The sequence below is a fragment of the Amycolatopsis sp. NPDC039088 genome, from assembly GCF_055598845.1.
Genome location: NZ_JBVKAE010000063.1, coordinates 1 through 18,785, shown reverse-complemented (window position 1 = coordinate 18,785; position 18,785 = coordinate 1). Strand labels below are relative to the sequence as shown.

Genomic DNA, 18,785 nt, shown 5'->3' with positions numbered 1-18,785 from the left:
GAAGGCCTCCTTCCCTACCTTCAAAGCAGGGCCCCGGCAAAGTCGCATAAGTGCTGGTCGGCACTTGTTCTTGGTGGGCCGGATGTGGCATCGCTGATGCCTGCGGGGTCCGAGTGTGGAGGATTTGGGACGGTGAAGGTCCCAAATCCTCCACACTCGAGGTGTACCGGGTTCAGGGGCATGCCCCTGAAGTTCTGTTGATCAAGCTTCGCAACCGGGTGCGACCCCGTGTCTATGAAGGAATTGGGACACTCAACGTCCCAATTCCTTCATAGACGTCGGCCTGCGCCATGACCAAGAGGTCACCGACCAGCAAGATTTCGACTTTGCCGGGACCCTGCCTTGAGAGTAGGGAAGGAGGCCTTCACGGACTTCCAACACTTTCAGCGACGGCCGACCACCACGGGGGTCGCAACGATGCCGCCGGGAAAGCCCTCCAAGCTGGGCAAACACACCCGAACAAGACCAAGCCGCCGGTCTTGAGCTCCCGGCATTGCCACCGAAGCGCTGCCGATCAGGGATCGAGGTCCCGGGCGACGGCGCGCATGATCTCGGCGATCTGCTTGGTGTTCTTGCGGTCCGGGTAGCGGTTGCGCCGCAGGTCCGGCTGCGCCTTGAGCTCGAGCAGCTTGATCATGTCCTCGATGAGCCCGTGCAGCTCTTCGGCGGGACGACGACGTGCCTCGGCGACCGAGGGCGGCGGATCCAACAGCCTGACGGAGAGCGCTTGCGGGCCGCGGCGACCGTCGGCGACACCGAACTCGAGGCGCTGACCCGCCTTGAGCCCTTCGACGCCCTGCGGCAGCGCGGCTTTGCGGATGTAGACGTCGGCGCCCCCATCCTGGGTGACGAAACCGAAACCCTTCTCCGCGTCGTACCACTTGACCTTGCCGGTCGGCACTTCCCTCACCAGTCCTTTGCTGTCCCGCTCACAACGAACGCGCCCGGGGGCGTACCCAGGGCGCGCGTCCCATAAGCCTATCTCGCCACATGCCCTGTGGAGAAGCGGATACCGGCGGATACCCTCTGCTTCATGGAGACCGCAGGAAAGGAGGCCGCTGTGGCCGTCCCCGGAAAGCCGGGCAAACCGATCCTCATGCGCGTGGGCATCGGCCTGTTCGCGATCGGCATGATCGCCGTCACAGCCGTGTTCATCCTGTTCGCCCTCGGGCTGGACAACCTGCCGGTGTGGCTTTCCGCCGCGGCCGGCGTGATCACCCCGCTGGGTCTGGCGCTCGGTCTGATCGCCCTGGTTCGCGAGGCTCGCCGAAAGAGCTGAACCAGCCGGGGAACTCGGTCAGCGAGTCGAGGACCACGTCGGCTCCTTCCGCGAGCAGTTCGGCCTTGCCGCACGGGCCCGTCGTGACCCCGACGGGCACCGCGCCCGCCGCGAGCGCGCCGCGGACGTCACCGAGGTGGTCTCCGACGTAGACACGGGCGCCGTGCTCGGTGAGCGCGGCGGCCTTCTCCGTCGACCACAGCTCCCCGACCAGCACGTCGACCTCGAGGCCGAGCGCGTCGAGGTGGAGTTTCGCGTTGGGTGCGAACTTGCCGGTGACGACGACCGTGCGCCCGCCCGCCTCGCGGACGGCGTGGAGCGCTTCGGCCGCGCCGGGCAGCGCGACCGTCACCGGCACGACGACCTCCGGGTACATCGCGCGGAACCGCGTGACCAGTTCCGGGATGCGCTCCTCCGGCGCCCCGAACCCACGCAGGCTGTCGTCGAGGGGCGGGCCGAGGTTGGCCGCGAAATACTCGCCGTCCAGCGGCAGGCCCGATTCCACGCCGAGCGCGTTCATCACCGCGACCATGCCAGGCCGCGGATCGATCAGTGTCATGTCGAGGTCGAACCCCACGGTGATGCCCACGCAGCCACGGTAGCCGCCACCACCGACTGATTTACACAGGACGGGTCGTCGTCAACTCCTTTGACATGGGCTTGATCTGTGTCAAGCTGGAGATGTGGGCGAGATCACCAGCTTCTCCGATCGGACCAAGGCCTCTCTGCGGGAGGCGCTGCTCGACGCCGCCACCGAACTGCTCCCGGAGCGCGGCTACACGGCGCTGCGCATGGCGGACGTCGCCGCGCACGCCGGAGTGAGCAGGCAGACCGTCTACAACGAGTTCGGGAACAAGGCGGCGCTCGCACAGGCCGTCGTGCTCCGGACGACGTCGGAGTTCCTGGAGGGCATCCGGCTGCGGGTCGAGCACGCGGAGGACCTCCTCACCGGGATCCGCGAGGCCGTCGTCTACACGATCGAGCACGCCCGCGAGAACCGGCTCGTCGCGACCACGCTGGGCACCGAAGCCGGCGAGGACCTCCTTCCGTTGCTCACCACCAAGGGCGAACCGATCCTGACCGCCGCCACCGAGGTCGCGGCCGGGCAGTACCGCGAGTTCGAGCCGTCACTCTCGCCGGAATCCGCCGAACTGCTGGCGGAAACCGTCGTGCGGCTCTCCCTGTCCCATCTCGTCATGCCGACGCATCCGGCCGACGAGGCGGCGGCCGCGGTCGTCGCCGTGCTGGCGCCGTCCATCCGGGCGCTGACCACCGATTCGTCCACAATGGAGTGACACGAAGGGGTACGTCATGACCGATACGCTTTCCGAGCTGCGGACCGGTTTTTCCTCCTTGCGCAAGGGCGGGCTGAACTGGGACTCGTTCCCGCTACGGCTGTTCGTCAAGGGGAACAAGAAGTTCTGGAATCCCGCCGACATCGACTTCTCCCGTGAACGCGAAGGCTGGGACTCCCTCAACCCGGAACAGCAGCGTTCGACGACGTATCTGGTGGCACAGTTCATCGCTGGGGAAGAGGCGGTCACCGAAGACATCCAGCCGTTCATGCGGGCGATGTCCGCGACCGGCCGCTTCGGCGACGAGATGTACCTGACGCAGTTCTGTTTCGAAGAGGCCAAACACACCGAAGTGTTCCGCCGCTGGATGGACGCGGTCGGGTTGACCGAAGACCTGCATCCGTATGTCGCGGAGAATCCGCACTACCGCAAGCTTTTCTACGAAGAGCTGCCGCAATCCCTGCGCGCACTGGAGGACGATCCCAGTCCGCTCAACCAGATCCGCGCGAGCGTCACCTACAACCACGTCATCGAAGGCAGTCTCGCGCTGACCGGCTACTACTCGTGGCAACTGATCTGCACCCAGCACGACATCCTGCCCGGGATGCAGGAACTGGTACGCCGCATCGGCGACGACGAACGCCGCCACATGGCCTGGGGCACCTTCACCTGCCGCCGCCACGTGGCCGCGGACGACTCGCTGTGGGACGCGGTGCAGCAGCGGATGGGTGAGCTGCTTCCCCACGCGCTCAACATGATCCAGTGGGTGCAGGACCAGTTCGAGGAGATCCCGTTCGACAACGATCCGCAGGAGATCATCCAGTACGCCGCAGACCGCGCGCAGCGTCGGCTCGGCGCCATCGAGTCCGCGCGCGGGATGCCGGTCGAACAGATCGACCTCGACTACTCGCCCGAAAACCTCGAAGAGACCTTCGGTGAGGAAGACGCGAAGGCGATCGCTGAGGCGGCTGCCGCTGTGACGGCTTAGCGCGCGAAGGTCGCGGGGGTCGTGAGTGGCGATTGGGGTTCTGGCGAACGGTGTTTTGGGTACCTACGGTGGGTGAGCCGGGTAGCGGCCGGTCCGTGAAGGACTCCTTGAGGGACCCTGGGTCCCTCAAGGAGTCCTTCACGGACGCGAGAAACGCCCCGCACTTCGCCGCGCCGGATCGCGATCAGGGGGCGAAACGCAAGTGCGCCCGGAGCGCGTTTAGCGGGCTAAACGCGAGCAGTCGGTCCACGCGTCCGGTACATGGCGTCACGTTCATCCCGACGGGTAGTGAAGGGCCCCTTCACTACCCTGAGGGTAGGCAAGGAGGCCTTCACAGCGCGATGACTCATACGCCACGTTTGACTTACCTCTCAACTCACGACCCAGCGCACCTTCACGGACCTACCTGGCGGGCCAGTAGACGGCGTGCCAGCCACCGCCCGCGGCGACCGCACCGCCCGCGATGGTCCCGTCGAGACCGATCAGCTGCGCGCGACTGAAACCGCCGCCCGGCAGGGTTCCGAGGTCGGTCTTCACACCGTTCACGTCCCAGAGCGCGGCATTCCCCGCCCTGCCGACGATCCTGCCCCCCGCATCGATGTCCTCCGCCTGACCGTCGAGATCGGACAGCCGGGTCATCGTCCCGTCCGCGGCCCAGCGCACCGCGACGTCCTTGGAGCCGGTCGGGGTGTCGACGTACCCCCTGCCGACCGAGACCCCGTAACCGTTGAGCGCCAACACACTCGTGCCGTAGGAGTCCGGCCCGCCGAGTTGGGTCATGGTGCCGTCGGCGGTCCACTTGACCGCCGTGTTGCGGTCGTTGAGCACGGTGTCACCGACGATCTCGCCGGAGGCGTTCAGGTCGCGAAACCAGCTCTGCACGCCCGCCGGGCCGAGCATCGTGACCGCTCCGGTGTCGTCCCAGCGCAGGACCCGGGTGCTGCCGTCCGCCCCGTCGAGCCGTCCGGCGATGAACCTGCCGTCGCGGGTGATCGCGCTCGCGTAATAGGCCCCTTCCAACGGCGGGGCCGCGAGCACCGTGACGTTTCCGGTCGAGTCCCAGCGCAAGCCGCGTTGACGGTTGTCGATCGAACCCGAACCGACGATTACGCCGGTCGAGCTGATCCCGGTCGCCTCGGAGGTCGAGCCGCCCGGTGGCGCGGGCAGTTCGGCGATCGAACCGTCCGGGGACCAGCGCACGGCCCGCAGGTTCGAGGCTCCGGCGATCACCCCGGTCGCGTTGACCGCTTTCGCCGACACCGCGAACGAACCGGGCAAGGTTCCCAGCTCGGAAACCCGGCCCGCCTTGTCCCATTTCACCGCGGCGCACCCGTGCGTGTGCGGCGCGTTGTAACAGGCTTCCCCGACGAGCTGCCCGCGGTCACCGATCGCCGTCACCGAAGTCTCGTTGGCCCAGGACAAGATGCCGAGTTCGATCGGGCCCGTCGCCGCGGTCGCCACCGCGGGGACGGACAGCGGAAGAGCCACGGCCACCGCGGCCATGGCGAAGAGCCGCTTTCCCCGTTCCATGAACATGTTCACCCCTGTGCGGCACCCCACTGTCCCGCGCTCTGCGGGAACTCTTTGCCGCACAGGGAACACGCCTAAGAGGTGTGACAGGTTGCCTCTAAGTGTCAACTTCACGAAGCCGGCCAGTAGACGGCGTGCCAGTTGCCGTCCGCGGCGACCGCGCCACCCGCGATCGTCCCGTCGAGACCGATCAGCTCAGCTCGGCTGAAACCGCCGCCCGGCAGCGTGCCGAGGTCGGTCCGCACACCGTTCGCGTCCCAGAGCGCGGCGTTGCCCGCGATGCCGACGACCCGCCCCCGTCCGTCGATGTCCATGGCGTTGCCGCCGGTGCCGACCGTGGAGAGCAGGGTCATCGTGCCGTCCGCGGCCCACCGCACCGGAGTGGAGAGGGATCCGTTCGGGGAGTCGACGTAGCCCATTCCGACCGAGACCCCGGAACCGTTGACCTTGTAGACGTCCGTGGCGTACGGGTTCGTCCAGCCGAGTTCGATCATGCGGCCGTCGGTGGTCCACTTCACGGCCGCGTACCGGCCGTTGATCGTGGTGCGGCCGACGATCTCGCCGGAGGCGTTCAGGCCGTGGAACGAGCTGTACTCGGTCACCGGCCCGAGCATGGTCACCGCCCCGGACGCGTCCCAGCGCAGGACCCGCATGCTGCCGTCGTCGCCGCGGAACTGCCCGCCGACGAACCGGCCGTCGCGGCTGATCGCGGACGCGGAGTAGCTTCCCGCCACCGGCGGGGCGGCGAGCATCGTGACGTTTCCGGACGCGTCCCAGCGCAGTCCGCGCTCGGTGCCCGTGGCGTCCGTCCCCGACCCCACGACGACGCCGAGGGTGCTGATCCCGCGTGCTTCCCAGGTCCGGCCGCCCGGCAACGCGGGCAGTTCCGTGACCGCGCCGTCCGGCCCCCAGCGCACGGCCCGGTTGTTCAGCCCATGGTCGAGTGAAGTGCCGACGGCCACCCCGCTCCCGTTGATCGCCTTCGGTGACCCGTAGCCGCCGCCCAGCGACGGCAGCACGGAAATCTTGCCGCTCCGGTCCCATCTCACCGCCGTGCACCAGTGCGTATGCGGCTCGGTGCTGCAGGACTCTCCGACGAGCTGACCGCGGTCCCCGACCGCGGTCACGTCGGTCCTCTCGTCACCGGGCAGGAGGCCGAGATCGATCGGCCCGGTCGCCGCGGCCGCCACCGCGGGGACGGACAACGGCAGTGCAACCGCCACCGCCGCGACCAAGGTGAGCAGACGTTTGCCTCGTTGGATGTTCATGCTTCCCCTAGGCGGCTCCCCATGGCCCCACGCTCTGCGGGACCTACTGCCGCACTGGGGCCACGCCTGGGAAAAGTGACAGGTTGCCCTTAAATGTCAACTTGTCAGGCGTGCTTCGTGGCGGCCGCCCCTTCCAGGCCCAGCAGGCTGATCGACTGTTCCCGCATCTCGACCTTGCGCACCTTCCCGGTCACGGTCATCGGGAACTCCTCGACGACGTGGACGTAGCGAGGGATCTTGTAGCGCGCCAGCTTCCCTTCGCAGAACTCGCGCACCGCCTCCGACGTCAGCGGCGTCGCGCCCTCGCGCATGCGCACCCACGCCATCAGTTCCTCGCCGTACTTCTCGTCCGGGACGCCGATGACCTGCGCGTCGAGGATGTCCGGGTGGGTGTACAGGAACTCCTCGATCTCGCGCGGATACAGGTTCTCCCCGCCGCGGATGACCATGTCCTTGATACGGCCGGTGATGTTGACGTACCCGTCGGCGTCCATGATCGCGAGGTCGCCGGTGTGCATCCACCGCGCCGCGTCGATCGCCTCGGCCGTCTTGTCCGCCTGCTCCCAGTAACCGAGCATCACCGAGTAGCCGCGTGTGCAGAATTCACCCGGCTCACCGCGCGGCACGGTCAGCCCGGTCTCCGGGTCGACGACCTTGACCTCCAGATGCGGCCCGACCCGGCCGACCGTCGACACCCGCCGCTCCACCGAATCGTCGGCGCGGGTCTGCGTGGACACCGGCGAGGTCTCGGTCATGCCGTAGCAGATCGACACCTCCGTCATGCCCATCCGCTCGATGACCTGCTTCATCACCTCGACCGGGCACGGCGAACCCGCCATGATCCCGGTCCGGAGCGAGGAAAGGTCGTACGAGCCGAAGTCCGGGTCGGCCAGTTCGGCGATGAACATCGTCGGAACCCCGTACAGGGACGTGCAGTTCTCGGCCGCGACGGCTTCGAGGGTGGCTTTCGGCTCGAACGCGGGCGCCGGGATCACCATGCACGCGCCGTGGCTCGTCGCCGCGAGATTGCCCATGACCATGCCGAAGCAGTGATAGAAGGGAACGGGAATGCAGATCTTGTCGGCTTCGGTGTAGTTGCAGAGTTCGCCGACGAAGTAGCCGTTGTTGAGGATGTTGTGATGGCTGAGCGTGGCGCCTTTGGGGAAGCCCGTGGTGCCTGAGGTGTACTGGATGTTGATGGGGTCGTCCGCGGAAAGCTCGCTCTGGCGCTTGGCCAGTGGCGCGGGGTCGGCTTTGCCGCCGATCTCCAGCAGTGACGGCCACGCGGGACTGTCGAGCAGCACGACGTGTTCCAATGCCGGGCATTTCGGCCCCGCCTCGGCGATCATGCCCGCGTAGTCCGAGGTCTTGAACGAGTTCGCGGCCACGATGAGCTTGATCCCGGCCTGGTTGAGCACGTATTCGAGTTCGTGCGAACGGTACGCCGGGTTGATGTTGACCAGGATCGCGCCGATCTTCGCGGTGGCGTACTGGACACAGGTCCATTCCCAGCGATTCGGCGACCAGATGCCGACGCGGTCGCCCTTCGCGATGCCGAGGTCCAGCAGCCCGAGCGCGAGCGCGTTCACTTCGGCGGCGAATTCGGTGTAGGTCCAGCGTTTTCCCGCCGCGCGGTCGACCAGCGCGGCACGATCACCGAAGGCGGCGACGGTCCGGTCCAAGTTGTCGCCGATGGTGTCCCCCAGCAGCGGGGCGTCCGAGATTCCCGATGCGTAGCTTGGCAAGGCGGGGGTGTCGGCCATGGAGACTCCTGCGTTCGGCGGTAGCGACGCGTCGAGTCTAGGAAGCGCGCGTGACCCCGGCCACCTGCAAGTGGAGAGGGCTCCTGCCGGGACCCGGCCGTCGGGTGACAGCGCTCGGCAATAGCCTGCGCTTCCGGGCGAAGCCCGACGAGAGACCGGAGGACGAATGCTCACGAAGAGGGTTCTGATCGGCGGGATGATCACCGGGGCCGCGATGCTCGCCGGCGGTCCTGTCGCCACCGCGACGGAAGTCACTCCCGCCGCGGATATGAAAGTGATGTCCGGCTGGGAGTACATCGACTGGTACTCACGACTGTCCTGGTGTCAGGACAGAGGTAAGGCCGAGGTCAATCGAAACGGCGCGCTGGGGTACAGCTGCTCGCCCTGGAACGGCGACATGTGGCAACTCTGGGTTCAACGGCCCTGAAGCCGTCGAACCCGGTCTCAGGGGAAACCCGGAGGCCGCGTTCACGCGCTACGGATATCGTCGAGGACATGCGCCTCTACATCGTCGACGCCTTCACCTCCGAGGCCTTCGCCGGCAACTCCGCCGGAGTCGTGCTCCTGGATTCGCCGGGCGACGCGGGCTGGATGCAGTCCGTCGCAGCCGAGTTGAAGCACGCCGAGACGGCCTTCGTCGAGGTCGGCGGCGAAGGCCCGAAGTCGCTTCGCTGGTTCACGCCGGAGACCGAAGTCGACCTGTGCGGACACGCGACGCTGGCCACCACGCACGTCCTGGGCGGCGAGCAGGTCTTCACGACGAGAAGCGGCGAATTGCACTGCCGGGCCGAGGACGGCTGGGTGTCGATGGACTTCCCGTCGGATCCGCCCCGCGAGTCGGACGACGAGCTGTCGTCGATCCTGCCCGGCCTGGAGTTCGAGTACGTCGGGCGGAGTCACCAGAACCTGTTCGCGGTGGTGGACAAGGCTTCCGTGGTGCGTTCGCTCGAACCGGATCTCGCCGCGCTGCGCGCGCACTGGACCGGACGGCTGATGGTCACCGCGCCGGGTGACGTCGACGGGATCGACTTCGTCTCCCGGTTCTTCGGGCCGGGCGTCGGTGTCGACGAAGACCCGGTCACCGGCTCCGCGCACTGCGTCCTCGCGCCGTACTGGGCGGCTCGCCTCGGCCGGGAAAAGCTCGTCGGCGAGCAGGCTTCGGCACGCGGTGGCATCGTCCGGATGAACCTCGACGGCGACCGCGTCCTGCTTTCGGGGCAGGCGGTCACCGTGGCCAGTGGGGAGCTGCACGTCTGATGCGCCTGATCCTGAACGTCATCTGGCTCGTGCTGTGCGGCCTGTGGATGGCACTCGGCTACATCGTCGCCGGCATTATCTGCTGCGTCCTGATCGTCACCATCCCGTTCGGACTGGCGTCGTTCCGGATCGCGGCCTACGCGCTGTGGCCGTTCGGCCGGACGGTGGTCGACCGCCGCGACGCCGGCGCGGCATCGACGATCGGAAACGTCATCTGGTTCATCTTCGCCGGGCTGTGGCTCGCGATCGGGCATGTGCTGACCGGTGTCGCGTTGTGCGTCACGATCATCGGGATCCCACTGGGCGTGGCGAACTTCAAGATGATCCCGGTCTCGCTGATGCCGCTCGGCAAGGAGATCGTCGAGTTGCCGTAACGGCTCAGTCCTCGGGCTCCCACGGCAGCGAAACGATGAGACACGGGCCGCCGACGAACAACCCGCCGTCGATTCCCAGCGCCTTCCCGCCCGCGTAGAGGTACGGTCCCTCGATCTGCGCCGGGTGGATACCGAGCTGGTCGGCGATGACGCTGTGCCCGTGCACGATCCGCTCGCCGCCGAGCCGGTCCATCAGCTGCTGCGCGACGTCGGCCCCTTCCGGCCCGCGGAAGGCGTACCGCGTGGTCATCCGCCGCCACACGTCCCACCACGCCTGGATGTCGCTGCCTTCGAGGATTTCGCGGCCGCGCCTGTTGATCTCTTCGATGTCGTCGCCCCAGCCGAGGTACTCGAGCGTGTCCGAGTGCATCAGCAGGTGGTTCGCGGCCAGCGTCAGCATCGGGCGGGAAGTCAGCCATTCGATATGTTGCGGCGTGAGTCTGTCCTGGTCGCCGAGCAGCCCGCCGTTGATCTCCCAGCTGCGGGCGAAGCTGCGCGGCCCGAAGTCGGACGGCACCTCCGTGTCGCCGAAGTGGTACATCCCGAGCAGCAGGATCTCGTGGTTGCCCAGCAGCGTCCCGCAGTGCCCGCCCGCTTTGGCCGCCTGGCGTTCCAGCCGCATCACGAGGTCGATGACGCCGACACCGTCCGGCCCTCGATCGACGAAGTCGCCGAGGAACCAGAGGGTGGCTTCGCCACCGGCCCAATCGTCGTCGGCGTCGAGCAGCCCCTTCTCCCGGAGCGCTTCGGCCAGCTCGTCCCGGTGTCCGTGCACGTCACCGACCACGTAGGTCGGGGACGCGGGCTGATCGTCGTGCATCTTGTGACGATAAGCCCTCCGCTCGCCCCCGCGCCCCTCAGCCTTCGCCGAACGGGTCGCCGGTGCGGCCGACGAGATCGGCGATCGAGTCGATGATCATGGTGGGCCGGTACGGATAGTGCTCGGCACTCTCCCGGCTGGAGATGCCGGTCAGCACCAGGATCGTCTGCAGCCCGGCCTCGATTCCCGAGTGGACGTCGGTGTCCATCCGGTCGCCGATCATCAGCGTCGACTCCGAATGCGCGCCGAGCCGCCGCAGCGCCGAGCGCATCATCAGCGGGTTCGGCTTGCCGACGTAGTACGGCGAACGGCCGGTCGCCTTTTCGATCAGCGCGGCGACCGAGCCGGTGGCGGGCATGGAACCCTCGACGCTGGGGCCGGTGGCGTCCGGGTTGGTGGCGATGAACTTCGCGCCGCCCTCGATCAGCCGGATCGCGCGGGTGATCGCGCTGAAACTGTACGTGCGCGTCTCGCCGAGGACGACGTAGTCCGGGTCGCGTTCGGTCAGCACGTAGCCGACTTCGTGCAGCGCGGTGGTGAGCCCGGCCTCGCCGATCACGAACGCCGAGCCGTTCGGCCGCTGCGACGCGAGGAACTTCGCGGTCGCCAGCGCGGAGGTCCAGATGGCCTCCTCGGGGATGTCCAGACCGGTCCGCTCGAGCCTCGCCCGCAGGTCACGCGGGGTGTAGATCGAGTTGTTGGTCAGCACCAGGAACCCGATGTCGTTGGCGCGCAGCTCCTTGAGGAACTCGTCCGCGCCGGGCACGAGGTGCTCCTCCTTGACCAGCACGCCATCCATGTCGCTGAGGTACGTCCAACGGCGCTCGTTCATGCCCCCCACCCTAATGATCGGGAGCCGCGTGGACAGCCACGGACGCCGCCTTGACCGAAAGATTGACCGGTGTCCCGGGTTCGAGCGCCAGTTCGGCCACCGCGGCGGGGGTCAGATCGGCGGCCAGTCCCGCCGCCCAGTCGTCACCGCGTGTCCGGACGCGGATCACCGGTCCGTGTGGTTCGAGCGCGTCGACGATTCCCTCGACGGTGTTGCGCGGGCTGCCCCGATGCTCACCGTCCTTCAGGTACACGGCGACGGCGCTGGGCGCGAACACCGCGACCGCCGTTCGGCCGCCTTCGACGTCCTCCGCCGGGATCCCGGCCAGCGACAACCCGCCTGACGTGCGCAGACCGCCTTCGACGGCAACGCCGGGGACCAGGTTCAGCCCGGCGATCCGTGCGGTGAACGCCGTCCGCGGCGCGGCGAGGACCTTGCGGGTCTCGCCGCGTTCGACGATCCGGCCGTCGTCGAGGACGGCGACGTGATCGGCCAGTGCGAGGGCATCGAGCGGGTCATGGGTGACCAGCACGGTCGGCGGTCCGGCGCGCAGCACCCGCCGGAGCAGCCCGCGGATGGCGGGCGCCGCGTCGACGTCGAGTGCGGCGAAAGGCTCGTCGAGCAGCAGAAGTCCCGGCTCGGCCGCCAGCGCCCGCGCGATCGCGACCCGCTGGGCCTGTCCGCCGGAGAGCTGCGCGGGCTTGCGGTCCGCGAGTTCGAGTGCGTCCACTTCGGTCAGCCACTCCCGCGCGCGCCTTCTCGACTCGGCGCGGCCCGCACCGGTCGATCGGGGCGCGAAGGCGACATTGTCCAAAGCGGACAGATGCGGGAAGAGCAGGGCGTCCTGGGAGAGCAGGCCGATGCCGCGCGCGTGCGGCGGCAGACCCGCCAGACCGCGTCCGTCCAGAGTGATCCACGCCCGGTCGGGCCGGAGCAGCCCGGCGAGGCAACCGAGCACACTGGACTTTCCCGAACCGTTCGGCCCGAGCAGCGCGAGCACACCGCCGTCGGGTACTTCGAACTCGACGGCCAGCTCGAACTCGCCGCGCCGGAGGCCGATCTCGGCCGAAAGGGTCACGACCGGACTCCTTCGAGCGCGCGCGGCCGGGCGAGCGCGATCACCGCGACGGCCACCAGGATCAGCAGCAGGGCCAGCGCGACGGCGCTGTCGACGTCGACCTCGGCCTGGGTGTAGACCTCCAGCGGGAGGGTCCGGGTGACGCCTTCCAGGCTGCCGGCGAAGGTGATCGTGGCGCCGAATTCGCCCAAGGCCCGCGCGAAACTGAGCACGATCCCCGAGCCCAGCGCGGGCATCAGCAGAGGCAGCGTGACCCGGCGGAAGACCGTCCATGGCTTCGCCCCGAGCGTCGAGGCGACCCGCTCGTAGCGGTCACCGGCGCCGCGCAGCGCGCCCTCGAGACTGACCACGAGGAACGGCATCGCGACGAACGTCTGCGCGATGACCACCGCGGCCGTGGTGAACGGCACCTGCTCGCCGGTCAGGGTGGTCACCAAGATGCCCAAGAAACCCTTGCGGCCCAGCAGGTACAGCAGTGCGAGCCCGCCGACCACCGGCGGCAGGACCAGTGGCAGCAGCACCACCGCGCGCAGCACGCGGACGCCACGCGTCCCCGAACGCGCGAGCACGACGGCGAGCGGGACGCCGAACAGCACACAGGCCACAGTGGACAGTCCGGCGGTGGTGAGCGAGAGCTTGAGCGCGTTCAGCGACGACGGCGAGGCGATGAGGCTCGGGAAGCGGGCGAGGTCCGAACGCACCAGCAGCCCGACGACCGGCAGCACCACCAGCGCCAGCGCGCATACCGCCGGCGGCCAGAGCACCCACGGCACCCTGGTCGCCGCGTTTCGTCCTCTGAACGCGGTACTTGCGCGTGCATTTACCGCGTTCAGAGGACGAAACGCGGGGTCAGGGCGCGCCAAAACCGGCCTTCGCCAACTCCTGCTTGCCCTCCGCGCTGAGGACGAAGTCCCTGAACAGCCGGGCGAGCTGGGTCTCGGGAGCGTCCTTCACCACCGCGATCGGATAGCTGTTGACCGCGCCCGCCGACTCCGGGAAGTCCACCTTGTCGACCTGCGCGGCGGCCGACGTCGCGTCGGTGACGTAGACGAGTCCGGCGTCGGCGTCGCCGGAGCGCACCTTCGCGAGCACCGACTTGACGTCCTGCTCCTCGCTCGCGGGCTTGAGCGTGACCCCGGAGGTCTGCTGGACCTTCTTCGCCGCCGCCCCGCACGGCACCTGCGGCGCGCAGACGACCACGGTCTGGCCGTCCTTGGCGAGATCCGCCAGCCCCTTGATGCCCTTGGGGTTGCCCTTGCCGACGGCGATGGCGAGCCGGTTGGTGGCGAACACCGACGGCTGCCCGTCGATCACCTCGCCCTTGGTGGCCTTGTCCATAGTGGCCTGGTCGGCGGAGGCGAATACGTCGGCCTTCGCGCCCTGGGTCAGCTTCTGGACCAGCGCCGAAGAACCCTCGAAGCTGAACTTCACGATCACGCCGGAGTTCTGCGCCTCGAACCGCTTGCCCAGCGCCCCGAACGACTCGGTCAGCGACGCCGCCGCGAACACGGTGAGCGTCTTTCCCGCTTCCTGGGGTGCGTCCTCCGAACCACAGGCCGTCGCGGCCAGCGCCAGCGCGAGCAGGGCGGGGACGAGTCTCCTCATCGGCTTCCCTCCGGGGTTTCGACCACGACGGTGGTCGCCTTGACGACGGCGACCGCGAGCACCCCCGGCCGCAGCCCGAGTTCGCGGACGGCCTCGGCGCTCATCAGTGAGACCACGCGATGCGAGCCGCACTGGAGTTCGACCTGTGCCATCACCTTGTCCGTGACGACCTCGGTGACCAGGCCGACGAACCGGTTGCGCGCGGAACGGCCGACGCCGGAGGGATCTTCGGGCTGTTCGGCCTGCGCCTTGGCGAACGCGGCGAGTTCGGCGCCGTCGACGACCTTGCGGCCCGCCGAGTCGTCGAAAGCGGTCAACTGGCCCGCGCGAACCCAGCGGCGGACGGTGTCGTCACTGACGCCGAGCAGACGAGCGGCCTCGGACAACCGGAATTGCGGCATGCTTGCGAGATTACTTCCGCAGATGCGGAAAAGCTATGGACGCGAGGAATCGCCGAGCAGTTCATCGCGGAGCTCGTCGAGCATCGCGCTCTGGAATCGTTCGAGCACTTTCCGCTCGTCCGGAGAGAACTGTTCGAGGAGCGCCTTCATGCTCGTGTACGCGGATTCGAAGAGCGGCGCGTGCCGTTCCATGGCACCGGGAACGACCTCGATCAGCACTTTCCGGCGATCGACGGTGTCGCGGACGCGGCGAGCGAGACCCGCCTTCTCGAGTCTGTCCATGACGCCGGTCACAGCGCCTGTCGACAGCCCGGTCAATTCCGCGATCCTGCCCGCCGTCAACGGCCCCGGCGCCTGCCCGATGAGTTCGAGTGCTTTGTGGTCGGTGGCCGACAAGCCCATCCGCTCGGCGATGCGCGTGTGCCGGAGGACGGTCAGCGTGCTGCCTTCGCGGCCGAGGTGGGCGAACCTGGCCAATTCCTCCGCCGAGAGCGGATATTTCGCCATCCGGAAAACCCTTCGGGGAAGAAACCAGGCCAAGCGGCGATCCGGTACGAAATGCATTCTAGACAGTAGGTTTCTCCCGCTTCGGGGTTAGTCTGGTGGTAATGACAGCAGTCGATCTCGGGTTTCCCCGTGTCCCCGGTACACGCGGTGGCCCAACCGTGCCCAGGCCGGACAATCCCGCCCTGATCGACACCTTCGGCCGGGTCGCGACCGATCTGCGGGTGTCGCTCACCGACAAGTGCAATCTGCGCTGCACCTACTGCATGCCCGCCGAGGGGCTCGAGTGGATGCCGAGCGCGGACGTGCTCTCCGACGACGAACTCGTGTTCCTGCTGCGGATCGCCGTCGAACGGCTTGGCGTCACCGACATCCGGCTCACCGGCGGCGAACCGCTGCTGCGACAGGGCCTGGAGCACATCGTCGAGCGCGTCGCCGCACTCGAACCGCGGCCGCGGCTTTCCATGACCACCAACGGGATCGGGCTCGCGAAGCGCGCGAAATCCCTCGCCGACGCCGGGCTGGACCGGATCAACGTCTCGCTGGACACCGTCGATCGCGCGCTGTTCGAGACGATCACCCGGCGCGACAGGCTTTCGCACGTGCTCGCCGGGATGGCCGCCGCACGCGAGGCCGGGCTGGATCCGGTGAAGGTCAACGCGGTGCTGATGCGCGGGCTGAACGAGGACCAGGCCGTGCCGCTGCTGCGATTCTGCCTCGCCGAGGGCTACCACCTGCGGTTCATCGAGCAGATGCCGCTGGACGCGCAGCACGGCTGGAGCAGGCGCGACATGATCACCGCCGAGGAGATCCTCGGGATGCTTGGCGAGGAGTTCTCGCTGTCGCCGTACCCCGCCGCCCGCGGTGGGGCGCCCGCCGAACGCTGGCTGGTCGACGGCGGTCCCGGCGACGTCGGCGTGATCGCGTCGGTGACACGGCCGTTCTGCGGCGCCTGCGAACGGACGAGGCTGACCGCCGACGGTGCGGTGCGCTCGTGCCTGTTCAGCAACGACGAAACCGACCTACGCGCCCTCGTGCGCGCGGGCGCGCGCGAAGAAGAGGTGGCGGACGCGTGGCGGGCGACCATGTGGGGCAAGCTCGCCGGGCACGAGATCAACGAGGCCGGCTTCGCGCAGCCGATCCGGCCGATGAGCGCGATCGGCGGCTGACATGGTGACCATCGTGGTGCGGTACTTCGCCTCGGCTCGCGCGGCCGTCGGCATCGACGAGGAGAAGATCACCCTGCCGGACGGCGCCCGCGTCGCCGACGCCGTCACCCGACTCCGTGAACTTCACCCCGAGAAGCTGCCGAAGCTGCTCGAAGCCGTCTCGTACCTGCTGGACGGCGTCGCCGTGCGAGATCTCACGCGGCCGCTGACCGAGGCCGCCGAACTGGACGTCCTGCCCCCGTTCGCGGGCGGCTGACCTGCGGAAACGCGGGAAAGCGAGAGCAAAGGTCCCTTGCTCCCCCGCGAGTCGTTCCAGGGCCTTTGACCTGCGGTCCGCCCGGAATTCACCGGCCGGACGCCGAAGCCGCCGAGGATACGCAAGTGATCACTCCCCGCCGTGTCCTCGCCGCACTGCTCGCGGCCGTCGCCGCCACGAGTCTGGCGACCGCCCCGGCCTCCGCCCAGGGACACGGACACGGCGTCCGGCCGCTGACGCAGGCGCACAGCCACAACGACTACGAGCACGTCCGTCCGCTGCACGACGCGCTCGATCAGGGCTTCACCAGCGTCGAGGCCGACATCTATCTCGTGGACGGGCAGCTGCTGGTCGCGCACGATCTCGCGGACACGCGCCCGGAGCGCACCCTGGAGTCGCTCTACCTGGAGCCGTTGCGCGCACGCGTCCTGGCCAACCACGGCGTGGGCGTCTACCAGCGGCACCTCGAATTCCAGCTGCTGATCGACGTCAAGGGGGACGCGAACAGCACCTACGCGGCCCTGGAGAAGCGGCTGTACAACCCCCGCTACTCCTTCCTCTTCTCTCTGTACGCGTTCGGGCACGTTCAGAAGCGGGCGGTCACCGCGGTGATCTCCGGTGGACGGCCGAAGGACGTCATGCTCGGGCAGCGGGTCCGGCTCGCCTTCTACGACGGCCGGATCAAGGACGAGAACGACCTGAACATCGGCTCGGACCCCCGCGTGGCCCCGCTGGTCTCCGATTCCTGGACCGGACTGTTCACCTGGACCGGCGAAGGCCCCTTCCCGGCAACAGAGCGGGCAAAACTGCACGAAATGGTCAAAAGGGCCCACGCTGCGGGCCAGCGAGTGCGCTTCTGGGCGACGCCGGACGCCGCCGGTCCCGCACGCGCGGCGTTGTGGAAAGAGCTGGTCGCCGCCGGGGTCGACCACCTGAATACGGACGATCTGGCAGGACTGGCGAACTTCTTGAGGGCTCGCTAAAGTGCGCGGCCCAATAGCGCGCGAAGGCGCACGAATGGGCCAGTCATCCCTTAATCCACGTGATGCAAGCCTCACGATCCGTGAATTATCTCGACTAGGAAACGGCCAGATAACGGCCCGCTGACCTGCATAAACGGCCGAATCGTTATGGGTTGCGTGCTGTTACTGTGATGTAGGTCACGCCTCGAATAATTTCCGATCAGGCCGTTCGTTACGTACCGTCGCTTTTCGGTTGGCCCCGACCGACCACGCAACACCGGGAACCCGTAGCGCCGAGCCCTGTCCAACGGATTCCCGGACCCAACCCCGAGCGAAAGCATTTCCGGACAGGGACGAGGGGACCGAGCCGACGCGGCGTGCGTCAGGCGAAGTCAGCCGGCCTGAGACGGCCGGCCAGGCCCACACGGGTCTTTCCCTCAGCACAGACTCGTAGGCGCAGGGAGCGAGATTTACTCACATGTCGTACCGAGGCAAGCACCGCAAGATGTCCGCCGCCACCCGCCACATCGCCCGCGTTGCCATTGCGGGCGTCGCGGTCGGCGCCCCCCTCGCCATCGCCGCGACCCCCGCGTCGGCGACCAACTGGGACGCCATCGCGCAGTGCGAGAGCAGCGGCAACTGGAACACCAACACCGGTAACGGCTACTACGGTGGTCTGCAGTTCTCGCAGAGCACCTGGCGTGCCTACGGTGGCACCGGCAGCGCCGCCAACGCGTCGCGTGAGCAGCAGATCGCCGTCGCCGAGCGGGTCCTGCAGGGCCAGGGCATCGGCGCGTGGCCGCACTGTGGCAAGAAGGGCGGCTCCGCCAGCCCCGCCAAGGCCAAGTCGACCGCCCCGAAGGCCACCAAGAAGGTGACCCCGAAGAAGTCGACCGCCCCGGTGACCAAGCAGCAGGCTCCGGCCCCGGTCGCGACCACCGTCGCGAACTCCAACCCGGCGGGTGACTACACCGTCGTGGCCGGCGACACGCTGTCCAAGATCGCTTCCAAGTTCAACGTCCAGGGCGGCTTCCAGAAGCTGCAGGAGCTGAACAAGGAATACGTGCCGAACGCCGACTTCATCGTCGTCGGTCAGAAGCTCGCCACCAAGTGAGCTCATGAGCACCAGTAAGTCGTGATGCCCGCGGGATTCCCCGCGTGGCCAGGTCACGACTGACAGAGCCCCACCGCGCCATTCCCCCGGCGGTGGGGCTCTGTCGCGTCCGGGGCACTCGATCAAGGAGCCCAAGGCGCGGCGGCGTGAAACCGTGTGATGAAGGGGCCTTTCATCCGGAGGTTTCGAGCGAGGTCGTGAGTGGCGAGTGACGTTAGAACGAACCCTCTCTCAGGTACCTACTCGTGGCCTGCGGGCTTGCTCGCGTGAAGTACATGATGGCCTCCTTG

Annotated in this window: 22 protein-coding genes; 10 read left to right on the top strand and 12 right to left on the bottom strand. The window is 68.1% G+C overall.

Annotated features, from left to right (window positions below; translation table 11 throughout):
- Nucleotides 1-514: 514 nt before the first annotated feature.
- Complete coding sequence (locus tag ACZ7KI_RS41480; RefSeq protein ID WP_101610878.1) at nt 515-901, bottom strand: cold-shock protein; 387 nt, start codon at nt 899-901, stop codon at nt 515-517.
- A gap of 132 nt (nt 902-1,033) precedes the next feature.
- Here ACZ7KI_RS41480 and ACZ7KI_RS41475 point away from each other — a divergent pair, with 132 nt between their 5' ends.
- Complete coding sequence (locus tag ACZ7KI_RS41475; protein ID WP_470278481.1) at nt 1,034-1,279, top strand: hypothetical protein; 246 nt, start codon at nt 1,034-1,036, stop codon at nt 1,277-1,279.
- On the opposite strand, the gene ACZ7KI_RS41470 is transcribed toward ACZ7KI_RS41475, so the two are convergent.
- Nucleotides 1,215-1,868, bottom strand: coding sequence for an HAD family hydrolase (locus ACZ7KI_RS41470; RefSeq protein ID WP_470278480.1), 654 nt, complete (start codon nt 1,866-1,868; stop codon nt 1,215-1,217). The genes ACZ7KI_RS41475 and ACZ7KI_RS41470 overlap by 65 nt on opposite strands.
- A 94-nt stretch (nt 1,869-1,962) precedes the next feature.
- Between ACZ7KI_RS41470 and ACZ7KI_RS41465 the strand changes: the two genes are divergently transcribed.
- Together ACZ7KI_RS41465 and ACZ7KI_RS41460 are read left to right on the top strand one after the other, a co-directional pair.
- Nucleotides 1,963-2,574 (top strand): TetR/AcrR family transcriptional regulator, encoded by a 612-nt coding sequence (locus ACZ7KI_RS41465; RefSeq protein ID WP_470278479.1) that lies wholly within the window; start codon nt 1,963-1,965, stop codon nt 2,572-2,574.
- A 16-nt stretch (nt 2,575-2,590) separates the two neighbouring features.
- On the top strand, nt 2,591-3,562 hold the full coding sequence (locus tag ACZ7KI_RS41460; protein ID WP_470278478.1) for a R2-like ligand-binding oxidase: 972 nt from the start codon (nt 2,591-2,593) through the stop codon (nt 3,560-3,562).
- Nucleotides 3,563-3,964: 402 nt separating this feature from the next.
- Here ACZ7KI_RS41460 and ACZ7KI_RS41455 read toward each other — a convergent pair whose 3' ends face one another.
- From ACZ7KI_RS41455 to ACZ7KI_RS41445, 3 genes are all read right to left on the bottom strand, one after another.
- Nucleotides 3,965-5,098: a hypothetical protein gene (locus ACZ7KI_RS41455; RefSeq protein ID WP_470278477.1), complete on the bottom strand. Its 1,134-nt coding sequence runs from the start codon at nt 5,096-5,098 to the stop codon at nt 3,965-3,967.
- Between the two features lie 104 nt (nt 5,099-5,202).
- The gene (locus ACZ7KI_RS41450; RefSeq protein ID WP_470278476.1) at nt 5,203-6,360 is read right to left on the bottom strand and encodes a hypothetical protein; all 1,158 of its coding nucleotides are present in this window, start codon (nt 6,358-6,360) and stop codon (nt 5,203-5,205) included.
- 104 nt (nt 6,361-6,464) lie between these two features.
- A complete protein-coding gene (locus ACZ7KI_RS41445) occupies nt 6,465-8,123 on the bottom strand; it encodes an AMP-binding protein (protein ID WP_470278475.1) in 1,659 nt (552 codons plus the stop codon).
- Between the two features lie 166 nt (nt 8,124-8,289).
- Between ACZ7KI_RS41445 and ACZ7KI_RS41440 the strand changes: the two genes are divergently transcribed.
- The 3 genes from ACZ7KI_RS41440 to ACZ7KI_RS41430 all read left to right on the top strand — a co-directional run bounded on the left by ACZ7KI_RS41440 (nt 8,290) and on the right by ACZ7KI_RS41430 (nt 9,754).
- A complete protein-coding gene (locus ACZ7KI_RS41440) occupies nt 8,290-8,550 on the top strand; it encodes a hypothetical protein (RefSeq protein WP_470278474.1) in 261 nt (86 codons plus the stop codon).
- A gap of 68 nt (nt 8,551-8,618) precedes the next feature.
- Nucleotides 8,619-9,380 carry a PhzF family phenazine biosynthesis protein gene (locus ACZ7KI_RS41435; protein ID WP_470278473.1) on the top strand — a complete coding sequence of 254 codons (762 nt, stop codon included), beginning with the start codon at nt 8,619-8,621 and terminating at the stop codon, nt 9,378-9,380.
- Entirely contained in the window at nt 9,380-9,754 is a 375-nt protein-coding gene (locus ACZ7KI_RS41430) for a YccF domain-containing protein (RefSeq protein ID WP_470278472.1), read from the top strand. Before ACZ7KI_RS41435 ends, ACZ7KI_RS41430 begins: the two co-directional genes overlap by 1 nt.
- Before the next feature lie 4 nt (nt 9,755-9,758).
- On the opposite strand, the gene ACZ7KI_RS41425 is transcribed toward ACZ7KI_RS41430, so the two are convergent.
- The 7 genes from ACZ7KI_RS41425 to ACZ7KI_RS41395 form a co-directional block, all read right to left on the bottom strand.
- The gene (locus ACZ7KI_RS41425) at nt 9,759-10,574 is read right to left on the bottom strand and encodes a metallophosphoesterase family protein (protein ID WP_470278471.1); all 816 of its coding nucleotides are present in this window, start codon (nt 10,572-10,574) and stop codon (nt 9,759-9,761) included.
- A gap of 37 nt (nt 10,575-10,611) precedes the next feature.
- Nucleotides 10,612-11,406: an HAD-IIA family hydrolase gene (locus ACZ7KI_RS41420; RefSeq protein ID WP_037318851.1), complete on the bottom strand. Its 795-nt coding sequence runs from the start codon at nt 11,404-11,406 to the stop codon at nt 10,612-10,614.
- 10 nt (nt 11,407-11,416) lie between these two features.
- Nucleotides 11,417-12,484 carry a sulfate/molybdate ABC transporter ATP-binding protein gene (locus tag ACZ7KI_RS41415; RefSeq protein ID WP_470278470.1) on the bottom strand — a complete coding sequence of 356 codons (1,068 nt, stop codon included), beginning with the start codon at nt 12,482-12,484 and terminating at the stop codon, nt 11,417-11,419.
- A complete protein-coding gene (locus tag ACZ7KI_RS41410; RefSeq protein ID WP_470278469.1) occupies nt 12,481-13,248 on the bottom strand; it encodes an ABC transporter permease in 768 nt (255 codons plus the stop codon). Before ACZ7KI_RS41410 ends, ACZ7KI_RS41415 begins: the two co-directional genes overlap by 4 nt.
- A gap of 85 nt (nt 13,249-13,333) precedes the next feature.
- On the bottom strand, nt 13,334-14,089 hold the full coding sequence (modA, locus tag ACZ7KI_RS41405; RefSeq protein WP_470278468.1) for a molybdate ABC transporter substrate-binding protein: 756 nt from the start codon (nt 14,087-14,089) through the stop codon (nt 13,334-13,336).
- Entirely contained in the window at nt 14,086-14,490 is a 405-nt protein-coding gene (locus tag ACZ7KI_RS41400; protein WP_061984976.1) for a TOBE domain-containing protein, read from the bottom strand. Before ACZ7KI_RS41400 ends, modA begins: the two co-directional genes overlap by 4 nt.
- Nucleotides 14,491-14,523: 33 nt before the next feature.
- Entirely contained in the window at nt 14,524-14,997 is a 474-nt protein-coding gene (locus ACZ7KI_RS41395; protein WP_470278467.1) for a MarR family transcriptional regulator, read from the bottom strand.
- A gap of 101 nt (nt 14,998-15,098) precedes the next feature.
- Between ACZ7KI_RS41395 and moaA the strand changes: the two genes are divergently transcribed.
- The 4 genes from moaA (at nt 15,099) to ACZ7KI_RS41375 (ending at nt 18,495) form a co-directional block, all read left to right on the top strand.
- A complete protein-coding gene (gene moaA / locus ACZ7KI_RS41390) occupies nt 15,099-16,163 on the top strand; it encodes a GTP 3',8-cyclase MoaA (protein WP_465502389.1) in 1,065 nt (354 codons plus the stop codon).
- Between the two features lies 1 nt (nt 16,164).
- The gene (locus tag ACZ7KI_RS41385) at nt 16,165-16,419 is read left to right on the top strand and encodes a MoaD/ThiS family protein (RefSeq protein WP_470278466.1); all 255 of its coding nucleotides are present in this window, start codon (nt 16,165-16,167) and stop codon (nt 16,417-16,419) included.
- Between the two features lie 125 nt (nt 16,420-16,544).
- Nucleotides 16,545-17,402: a phosphatidylinositol-specific phospholipase C/glycerophosphodiester phosphodiesterase family protein gene (locus ACZ7KI_RS41380; protein ID WP_470278465.1), complete on the top strand. Its 858-nt coding sequence runs from the start codon at nt 16,545-16,547 to the stop codon at nt 17,400-17,402.
- A 457-nt stretch (nt 17,403-17,859) separates the two neighbouring features.
- Nucleotides 17,860-18,495, top strand: a complete 636-nt coding sequence (locus ACZ7KI_RS41375) for a transglycosylase family protein (protein ID WP_470278464.1) — start codon at nt 17,860-17,862, stop codon at nt 18,493-18,495.
- Nucleotides 18,496-18,785 lie beyond the last annotated feature (290 nt).